Source organism: Azonexus fungiphilus (genome assembly GCF_003634965.1).
Taxonomy (GTDB): Bacteria; Pseudomonadota; Gammaproteobacteria; order Burkholderiales; family Rhodocyclaceae; genus Azonexus; species Azonexus fungiphilus.
This window is the reverse complement of the sequence record NZ_RBXP01000018.1, coordinates 63,800-73,006: the sequence shown is the minus strand read 5'-3', so window position 1 is coordinate 73,006 and position 9,207 is coordinate 63,800. Positions and strand designations below refer to the sequence as shown.

The 9,207-nt window shown below is 64.5% G+C and carries 11 protein-coding genes; 7 read left to right on the top strand and 4 right to left on the bottom strand.

Annotated features, from left to right (window positions below; translation table 11 throughout):
* Positions 1-22 precede the first annotated feature (22 nt).
* Positions 23-655, top strand: a complete 633-nt coding sequence (locus DFR40_RS14090) for a prepilin-type N-terminal cleavage/methylation domain-containing protein (protein WP_121459138.1) — start codon at positions 23-25, stop codon at positions 653-655.
* Here DFR40_RS14090 and DFR40_RS14085 read toward each other — a convergent pair whose 3' ends face one another.
* The gene (locus tag DFR40_RS14085) at positions 656-2,608 is read right to left on the bottom strand and encodes a monovalent cation:proton antiporter family protein (protein WP_121459137.1); all 1,953 of its coding nucleotides are present in this window, start codon (positions 2,606-2,608) and stop codon (positions 656-658) included.
* A gap of 53 nt (positions 2,609-2,661) precedes the next feature.
* Here DFR40_RS14085 and DFR40_RS14080 point away from each other — a divergent pair, with 53 nt between their 5' ends.
* The 5 genes from DFR40_RS14080 to DFR40_RS14060 all read left to right on the top strand — a co-directional run bounded on the left by DFR40_RS14080 (position 2,662) and on the right by DFR40_RS14060 (position 6,255).
* Positions 2,662-3,660, top strand: coding sequence for a KpsF/GutQ family sugar-phosphate isomerase (locus DFR40_RS14080; protein ID WP_121459136.1), 999 nt, complete (start codon positions 2,662-2,664; stop codon positions 3,658-3,660).
* Between the two features lie 37 nt (positions 3,661-3,697).
* Positions 3,698-4,279, top strand: coding sequence for an LPS export ABC transporter periplasmic protein LptC (lptC, locus tag DFR40_RS14075; protein ID WP_121459135.1), 582 nt, complete (start codon positions 3,698-3,700; stop codon positions 4,277-4,279).
* A complete protein-coding gene (gene lptA / locus DFR40_RS14070) occupies positions 4,276-4,872 on the top strand; it encodes a lipopolysaccharide transport periplasmic protein LptA (RefSeq protein ID WP_121459134.1) in 597 nt (198 codons plus the stop codon). Before lptC ends, lptA begins: the two co-directional genes overlap by 4 nt.
* 184 nt (positions 4,873-5,056) lie before the next feature.
* Positions 5,057-5,611: a phasin family protein gene (locus DFR40_RS14065; RefSeq protein WP_121459133.1), complete on the top strand. Its 555-nt coding sequence runs from the start codon at positions 5,057-5,059 to the stop codon at positions 5,609-5,611.
* A 77-nt stretch (positions 5,612-5,688) separates the two neighbouring features.
* The gene (locus tag DFR40_RS14060) at positions 5,689-6,255 is read left to right on the top strand and encodes a phasin family protein (protein ID WP_121459286.1); all 567 of its coding nucleotides are present in this window, start codon (positions 5,689-5,691) and stop codon (positions 6,253-6,255) included.
* 56 nt (positions 6,256-6,311) lie between these two features.
* On the opposite strand, the gene DFR40_RS14055 is transcribed toward DFR40_RS14060, so the two are convergent.
* From DFR40_RS14055 to DFR40_RS14045, 3 genes are read right to left on the bottom strand one after another with little or no spacing between them, the layout of a single operon-like run.
* Positions 6,312-6,797, bottom strand: coding sequence for a YbaK/EbsC family protein (locus tag DFR40_RS14055; protein WP_121459132.1), 486 nt, complete (start codon positions 6,795-6,797; stop codon positions 6,312-6,314).
* Complete coding sequence (locus tag DFR40_RS14050) at positions 6,794-7,561, bottom strand: competence/damage-inducible protein A (protein WP_121459131.1); 768 nt, start codon at positions 7,559-7,561, stop codon at positions 6,794-6,796. Before DFR40_RS14050 ends, DFR40_RS14055 begins: the two co-directional genes overlap by 4 nt.
* A complete protein-coding gene (locus DFR40_RS14045; RefSeq protein ID WP_121459130.1) occupies positions 7,558-8,292 on the bottom strand; it encodes an EI24 domain-containing protein in 735 nt (244 codons plus the stop codon). Before DFR40_RS14045 ends, DFR40_RS14050 begins: the two co-directional genes overlap by 4 nt.
* A gap of 95 nt (positions 8,293-8,387) precedes the next feature.
* Here DFR40_RS14045 and DFR40_RS14040 point away from each other — a divergent pair, with 95 nt between their 5' ends.
* A complete protein-coding gene (locus DFR40_RS14040) occupies positions 8,388-9,206 on the top strand; it encodes a hypothetical protein (RefSeq protein ID WP_121459129.1) in 819 nt (272 codons plus the stop codon).
* Position 9,207: the final 1 nt, after the last annotated feature.

Genomic DNA, 9,207 nt, shown 5'->3' with positions numbered 1-9,207 from the left:
TCAACCACCCGAGGAGCAAATCATGCAGCAAGGACAACGTGGCTTCACCCTGATCGAAATCGCCATCGTGCTGGTCGTCATCGGCCTGCTGCTGGGCGGCATCCTGAAAGGCCAGGAGCTGATCACCCAGGGCAAGATCCGCGGCATCGAGAAGGAACTCGACGGCGTTTCGGTGGCCATGCTCGCCTACCAGGACCGCTACAAGGCGCTGCCAGGCGATGACCTGAACGCCAAGGCCCGCTGGACCGATGCCGAGAACGGCGATGGCGACGGTGAAATCGACGGGGCATTCAACTCGGCAACGGCAACCGATGAAAGTCGCCGGCTCTGGCACCACCTGCGGCGCGCCGGCCTGATCGGCGGCGACACTGCCAGCCCCGAACAACCGGTCAACCCGGTCGGCGGCCGCACCGGCATCCAGGCCAGGCTGAGCGACGGCACCAACACCCTGATCGAAGGCCCGGTCGCCTGCACCACCAACCTGCCAGCCAAGATCGCCAACGCCATCGACGCCCAGCAGGACGATGCCAAGCCGGATGCCGGCAACGTCCGTGGCTTTGGCCAGAGCGCCGCCAACACCCCGGACTTCACCACCGCAGTGACGGCTTACGCCGACGACGGCAGCAAGCTATACACGCTGTGCAAGCGTGTCTGACTAGCGTTTCAGCAAGCGCTCCTCGGCCGCCGCCACCGCACCGGGCGTGCCGAGGACGACCACGACGTCGCCTTCATCAAGACGGGTTTCCGGTGCCGGCTCAAGGGCACGGATACCACGCCGGCGGATCGCACTGACTTCGCAGCCGAGAAGTTCAAGGCCGAGCTCGCCAAGCGAATGACCGATCGCCGCGGCCCCCGGGGTCAGCCAGACCGAATGCAGGCGCGGCTGGCTCCCCTCGTCCTCGTCGCGATCGCTCAGCCCCCGATAGAAGCCGCGGAGCAAGCGGTAACGCTGCGAACGCGTCTGCCGGATACGCTTGAGCACCCGGTTGATCGGCACGCCGACCAGGACCAGCGCATGCGAGGCCAGCATCAGGCTGGCCTCGAGCGTCTCGGGAACGACTTCGGCCGCCCCGGCCTTGGCCAGCCGGCTCATGTCCTTCTCATCGGCGGTACGGACAACCACCGGCAGGTCGGGACGCATTTCCTGAACGTGATGCAACACCTTTTCCGCCAGCGGCGTGTCGCTCATCGTCACGATGACCACGCTGGCGCGCATCAGGCCAGCGGCCATCAGCGCCTCCTTGCGTCCGGCATCACCGAAGACCACGCTCTCGCCACCGCCAGCCGCCTCGCGCACACGGTCCGGATCGAGGTCGAGGGCAATGCTGGGAATGCCTTCCTGGGCCAGGAAGCGCGCCAGGTACTGACCATTGCGACCGAAACCGCAGAGGATCGCGTGCTTCTCCGAAGCCATCGACTGCGCGGCGATCTGAGTCACCTGCATCGAGCGCAGCAGCCACTCGCTGGCGACGAAACGCATCACCAGGCGCTCGCTGTACTGAACGATGAAGGGCGCCAGCAACATCGACAAGACCAGCGCCGTCAGCGCCACCTGCTCGACAGCCCGCGGCATGTTGGTGATGACGCCGAGCAGCACGAAACCGAATTCGCCACCGGCACAAAGCCATAAGGCCGAGCGGATCGAATTGCCGGGCGTCCCGCCGAGCTTCCACGAAAGAACGCCGACAATCGCCGCCTTGATTGCCAGCAAGGCAGTCAACAGCAACAGCACCTGCCACCACAGGCCGACAAGTATCTGTAAATCCAGCTTGACGCCGATGGTGACGAAGAACAATCCCATCAGTACGTCGCGGAAAGGCTTGATGTCTTCCTCGACCTGCATCCTGAACTCGGTTTCCGAGATCAGCATGCCGGCGACGAACGCCCCCAGCGCCAGCGACAGCCCCGCATGTTCGGTGATCGTCGCAAGTCCCAGCGTGATCAGCAGCACATTGAGCACGAACACTTCGGCCGACTTGGCCCGGGCGACGAAATGGAACCACTTGCGCATCAGCTTCTGGCCGAAAACCAGGATCAGTACCAGCACGGCCACCGCCTTCAGCATCGCGATGCCCATCAGCACCGCGAGCTTTTCCGGCGGCTGGGTCAGCGACGGCAGGAGCACGAGCAAAGGCACCACCGCCAGATCCTGCAGCAGCAATACACCGATGACCTGGCGGCCATGCGCGGAATCGAGTTCCATCCGTTCGGCCAGCAATTTGGTCAGCACTGCCGTCGAAGACATCGCAAAAACGGCGCCAAGTGCGATTCCCAGTTGCCAGCCGAAACCGAAGCCGATCACCAGCAAACTGACCACCAGCATGGTCAGCAAGACCTGCAGCAAACCCAGCCCGAAAACGATGCGTTTCATCGCATGCAGCTTGGGCAAGGAGAACTCCAGGCCGATCGAGAACATCAGGAAGACGACGCCGAATTCGGCAAGGTACTCGACCCGATGGATGTCGGCCATCAGGTTCAGGGCATGCGGTCCGATGATGCTGCCGACTGCAAGATAACCGAGCACCGGCGGCAAGTTGAAACGACGAAAGAGAACCACGGCGAGGACCGAGGCGCCGAGCAGGACAAGAACGAGGGAGAGTGCGCTCAAAGCGGGCAACTTGAAGTCGGGTATACTTCGGCCATCATAACCGCAGCCAGCCCATGAACCCAAATTCGCCACCCGCCCTCTTTTCGCCGGAACGCGCACTGGCCCTGGGTCGCCAGACCCTGGCCATCGAGGCTGCCGCGGTCGACGCACTGAAATCGCGGATCAACGGCGAGTTCTCGGCTGCCGTCGAGCTGATTCTGAACAGCCCGGGCCGGGTCATCGTCAGCGGCATGGGAAAATCCGGCCATGTCGCGCGCAAGATTGCGGCAACCATGGCCAGCACCGGCACGCCGGCCTATTTCGTGCACCCGGGAGAAGCCAGTCATGGCGACCTGGGCATGATCACCCGCCACGACATCCTGCTGGCGCTGTCGAATTCTGGCGAATCGGAAGAACTGTTGCGCATCGTTCCGGCAGTCAAGCGCCAGGGCGCCCGGCTGATCTCGATGACCGGCGCACCGGCCTCGACGCTCGCCCGTGAAGCCGACATCCACCTTGACGCCGGTGTCGCCCAGGAAGCCTGCCCGCTCAACCTGGCCCCGACCGCCAGCACGACCGCCGCACTGGCACTCGGCGATGCACTGGCGGTGGCCCTGCTCGACGCTCGCGGCTTCAGCCCGGAAGACTTCGCCCGCTCACACCCGGGCGGCTCCCTCGGTCGCCGCCTGCTGACCCACGTCCGCGATGTGATGCGCCCGGGCGAACGGGTCCCTGCCGTCGCACCGGTGACGGCAATCGGCGACGCCATTGTCGCGATGTCGCGCGGCGGTCTCGGCCTGGTCGCCGTTACCGATGACACCGGCCGTGCCATCGGCATTTTCACTGACGGCGACCTGCGGCGTGCCTTCGAGAACCGGCTCGACCTGCAGCAGGGCTGCATCGCCGACGTGATGCGGCCGGCCCCGCACACCATCGCACCAGACCGCCTGGCGGTCGAAGCTGTCGAGATGATGGAGCGCCTGCGCATCAATGGTTTGCTCGTTTGCCAGGAAAACGGCCAACTGGTCGGCGCCTTGAACATGCACGACCTGTTTACCGCGAAGGTCATCTGATGCCTGGCCACGCACACTCGATCCGGCGGTATCAGCAATGAAAAACTGGACCGGCCAGCTTTTCCCGATCACGCTGCTCGGCCTGATCGCCGCCCTCACCTTCTGGCTCGACGCAACGCTGACGCCTGGCGGGAATGCGGGCGAAAAACGGCTGACCCACGATCCTGACGCGATTGCCGAGGACTTCGAAATTCGCCGCCTGGACGAATCCGGCCGCGTCAAGTACCGACTCAACGCCCCCTACATGCAGCATTTCCCGGACGACGACAGTTCCGAAATCCGCGCCCCCAGACTCGTCGCCTATCGCCAGGACGCGGCGCCGGTAACGATGACCGCTGAACAGGCCCTGGTAACCGCACGCGGCGAACAGGTGACGCTCAATCGGCAGGTCGAGATCATTCGCGCCGCATCCGCCGACAAAGCGGAGTTGCTGGCCCGAACGCCTGCACTGACCGTACTGCCGGATGCCGGAACTGCCCACACCGAGCAGCCGGTGGAAATCAGCCAGGGTGCCTCGCAAGTCACCGGTATCGGCGCCCGCATCGACAACAATGCATCGACCTTCGAACTGCTGTCGCAGGTTCGCGGCCGATATGTCGCCTCGAAAGCCCAACCATGATCCTCCGCATCGCCACGCTCGCCCTCGCCATTGTCGCCAGCCAGCCAGCCATTGCCGAAAAGGCCGACCGCGACAAGCCGATGCTGCTCGAAGCCGCACGCATGTCGATCGACGACGCCAAAAAAGTCCAGATTCTGGAAGGCGACGTCGTCATCACCAAGGGCACGCTGATCCTGCGTGCCGAGCGCATCATCATCAGCGAAGACCAGTACGGCTTCCAGAAAGGCATCGCCTTTGCCGCACCGGGCGCCAAGGCCACCTTCCGGCAGAAACGCGAAGGCCGCGACGACTATGTCGAAGGCGAAGCCGAACGCATCGAGTACAACAGCAACAGCGAAATCGCCGAGCTTTTCCACCGCGCCCGCATTCGCAGCGGCGACGACGAAGTCCGTGGCGATTACGTCTGGTACGACGCAGTCAGCGAAAAATTCCTGGCCAGCGCCAGCGAAACCCGCGACCCACGGTCGGCACCGGCACGCGTCCGCGCAGTCATTCAACCGCGCAACAAAGGCAGCGAAGCCGCCCGACCGGAAACTCGCGGCGAGCGACTCGAATTGCGTGGCGCCAGCGGCATCGAACTGCCCGCTCAATAAGCAACCGGGAAACAATCTGTTGATCCAAAAGGATTTTTTGAATTGTGCACTGCACAATAAATTGTTGACAAGCTGACAAGCTGATCTATAATCCCGAGCATGGTGCGGTGCAACATCGCCTGGACGAGTTGGCACTGCGACAGTTTTCACTGTTTGGCACGACCTTTTCATCTAGGAGATACCCATGTTCAAGACCCCCGAGCAATTTGCAGCCGCCAACAAGGCGACCGTCGACTCCCTGCTGTCCCTGGCCAACACCGCGCTGGCCTCGGCCGAGCGCATCGCCGCCCTGAACCTGAATACCGCCCGTTCGCTGATGGAAGACTCGGTCTCCGGCGCCAAGGCCCTGATGGGCGCCAAGGATGTCCAGGAAGCGATCTCGATCCAGGCCTCGCTGGCCCAGCCGAATGTTGAAAAGGCCGTTGCCTATTCGCGCAGCGTCTATGAAATTTCCGCTCAGACCCAGGAAGAGCTGTCGAAGATGGTTGAAGCCCAGTTCGGCGACTTCCAGAAGACCGTTGCCGGTCTGCTCGACCAGGCCGCCAAGTCCGCCCCGGCCGGCTCCGACGTTGCCGTCGCCGCGGTCAAGAGCGCCATCGCCGCCGCCAACTCGGCCTTCGACAACATGAACAAGGCGGCCAAGCAGGTTGCCGAGATCGCCGAAGCCAACGTTGCCGCGGCCACCAACGCGACCGTCAAGGCCGTCGGCGCCACCGCTGCCGCATCCAAGAAGAAGTAAGTTGTTGCATTCCGGCCTCCGCCTTCGGGCGGAGGTTTCGTTTCATCCGTAGCGCCCAAAACATACTGGAGATGATGATGAGCAACCCGAACCTCGAGCAACTGACCGCAGCACAAAAAGCCAACGCCGAAGTCATGACGGCGCTGATGCGCACCGCCTTCAACGGCCTGGAGCGCCTGACCGCACTCAACATGGCGGCTTCCCGCGAGTTCTTCAACGCGACGGTTGCCAACACCCAGCAATTGCTGGCTGCCAAGGATGCCAACGCCGTTGCCAAGCTGAACAGCGAACTGGCCCAGCCGAACGTCGAGAAGCTGATGGAATACTCGCGCAGCGTGTACGACCTGGTTTCCGAGATGCAGAAGGAAGTCACCTCGGTCATGGAAAGCCAGTACAGCAGCTTCCAGAAGAACGCTGCCAGCGCCGTCGAAAAGGCCAAGGCTTCGGCACCGGTCGGTGGTGACGTCTTCGCGGCCACCATGCAGTCGATGCTCGGCGCCTCGACCAAGGCCTTCGACCAGATGACCTCGATGGCCAAGCAGCTGTCGGACATCGCCGAAGCCAACATGCAGGTTGCCACCAAGGCTGCCGCACCGGCCAAGAGCAGCGCCACCGCTGCGGCCCGCAAGAGCGCCGCCAAGTAAGCCACCGGCGCCCCGATCAGCCCGCGCCCGACGCGGGCTTTTTTGTTGACCGCCGGTCAGTCCTGGCGAATATCCTGCCAATCGCTTCCGGTCAGCGCCTGCAACTCGGACGGCGTCAGCGGAAACACCGAATACGGTGTCCCCCCGGCCGCCCAGATCCGCGCAAACCTCTGCAGATCGCGGTCGAGCAGCAGACGGACCGGCTGCGCATGCCCCAGCGGCGCGACACCGCCGATGGTGTAACCGGTCGCCGCACGGACGAAATCGGCATCGGCGCGGCCCAGCTTTTCGCCGACCAGCGCCGCCACCTTGCGCTCGCAGACGCGATTGTCGCCGCTGGCGACTACCAGTACCGCCTGCCCGCTTGCCTTGCCGCGAAAGACGATGGACTTGGCGATCTCGGCAACCGAGCAGCCGATCGCTGTCGCCGCTTCGGCACTGGTCCGGGTCGGCTGCTCGAATTCGACCACCGCACCGGCCAGCCCGGCCGCCGCCAGCAGTTGCTGGGTGCGTTGCGCGGTGGGATGCCCGGCCGGCTTCATGCGTCGCGCCAGCGCCAGGTGATGCCGCGTTGCTCGACCTCGACGCGGATCTCCTCCATCGCCCGGTCGACCAGGGCCGGCGCCCCTTCGACGCCAAGTTCGAGGTGGCGACGCTCCTGACCGACCAGCGAGGGCAGCGAGAACAGTCGCAGCGCCGGGTAGGCGGCCACGATCCGCTCCATCAGGTCGAGCAATGCGCTCTCGTAGGCATTCGCTCCGGTTAGCAGGAAAGCCTTTTCAATCCTGTCACCGACTGCCTTGAATTCGTCCCGGTAGAAGGTATCGAGCGCCCATTCGATCATCGGATGTGCCATCTGCGGGAAACCCGGGACGAAATAGTGATCGTTGGCCATGAAACCGGGAATCCGGTTGAACGGGTTGGGCACGATGCGCACGCCACGCGGAAAGGTGACCAGCAGCTTGCGCGTGTCGGTGATTTCCTCATCGGCAAAACGCACCTTCAGTTCCTCGAAGCCCTCCGGGTGCAGTTCAAGATCAACGCCGAGCGCCGCCGCAACCGCCTGCCGGGTATGGTCGTCCGGCGTGTTGCCGATGCCGCCGCAGGAAAAGACGACATCGCCGGCGGCCATCGTGCGCTTGAAGGTGTCGGTCAGGCGCTGGCGGTCATCGCCGAGATATTCGACCCACGACAACTGCAGCCCGCGTGCACCGAGCATTTCCGCGATCCTGGCGAAGTGCTTGTCCTGGCGCTTGCCGGACAGGATTTCGTCGCCAATGATGACGGCGCCAAAAATACGACTCATGAATGCTCTCCCTGAATGCTGACGATCGCACCGCCGCGCAGGCGACGCAGGGCTTCCAGCCCGAAGTGGACGAATGATAGCGCGGCCAGCGCCGGCACCAGCAGACCAACGACCGGCAGATGCGCAAGCAGAGCCATGACCAGCCCGAGCATCAACAAGGGCCAGCGGTATTGCGCCCGCAGGCAGGCCCATTCGGCGTCGGTCGCGTGCAGCGACAGGGCGTCGTAGGCGAAGGTCCGGCGGTTCAGCCAGGCCATCAGCAGCAGCGGGATGAGCAGCGACATCCCGGGAATCAGCCACAGCGGAATCGTCGCCAGCCAGGCGACGACGAACAAAATTGCCGCCCCCAGGCTGTTGACCGTGGCAGCAACGAAACTGTCACGCCCCATCGCCGCCAGGTCACGGTATTCGCTGTCGGCGAGATGCTTGAGCAGCAAGGGCATGATGACGACGGCGGCGATCAGCAGGGCACACAGGTAAGCCAGCGCGAACAGCGCCATCCAGCCGCCAAGCCAGGCCAGCAGATGCGCCAGCCAGACCAGCCCCCAGGCCGCCAGCCAGGTCATTGGCGGCACGTCGAGCAACTGGCCGACCAGCCAGCCGAGCGCCGAGAAGCCAAGCACCACCGCCAGCACCAGGGCGGCCAGCGCCGGCAGCAACAGATAGAGCCAGACCCGACCAACGCGCAGGTCGGCCAGCGAGCGGCCCAGGGCCAGAACCACGAGATCCATCACACTACCTTCGGGAAAAAGGACGCAGGGCGCATTTTAAAGTTTTTGCCGGCACCGCCGTAGAACAAGCATTGCCGCCGCCCCATCCGAACCCGATGAAACTGCAGCCTCTGACCGCCACAACCCAGACCGCCCAAGCCTCGACCAGCGCCCGCGAGGTCTGGGAAAAGCGCCAGGAAAAGCAATGGCAGAACATGCAGGAAGGCCTGCAACGCCTGCGTGCCATGCCCAGCCCGAAGGAAGCCGCGAAGGCGCGTGCCGAAGCCCGCGTCGAACAACTGAAGGAACGGATCAAGCAGTTGCGGGCAATGCTGATCGGCCTGCCGCCGGAGCAGGCCAAGGCCATACTTCGCCAGATCTCGGCGATCGCCAAGGAGCTTGCCAGCCTGGCCAAGGCGGCCGGCGGCGACAGTGGCGGGAACGGCAGCGCCGTCTCGGTCCAGGTTCAGCAGGGCAGCACCGCCACGGCTGGCGACAGCACCGCCGGCAGTTCGGCGGCCGCCGCCGGGACGACGGCAAGCACCGCCGCAGACAGCGGCGAGCTTGCCGCCACCGATGGCGAGACAAGCAGCGACAGCGACGGCCAGGACAGCGCGCAGGCAGGCTCGGCGACAGCGCCGGCGGGAAAGAACACCGGCAACGCCAAGTCGCTACGCGACAAGCTTCAGGAAGCGGCGAAACAGCTCAAGGCCCTGCTCGAACTGGTCAAGGCCAAGATGCGCGAAGCCCGCCAGCAGGAACAGGACGAAGTCAGGCAGGCAGAAAGCGCCCTGCGCCAGGTAGACGCCGCGCTCAGCGGCGGCGGCGAGCTCTACAGCGGGCTGGCCAGCGCCGCCGGGATCACGCCGACGCTGGCCAGCGTCGGCAGCGCCTCCGGCATCGCCGGCGTCGGCAACATCAGCGTCCAGGCCTGAG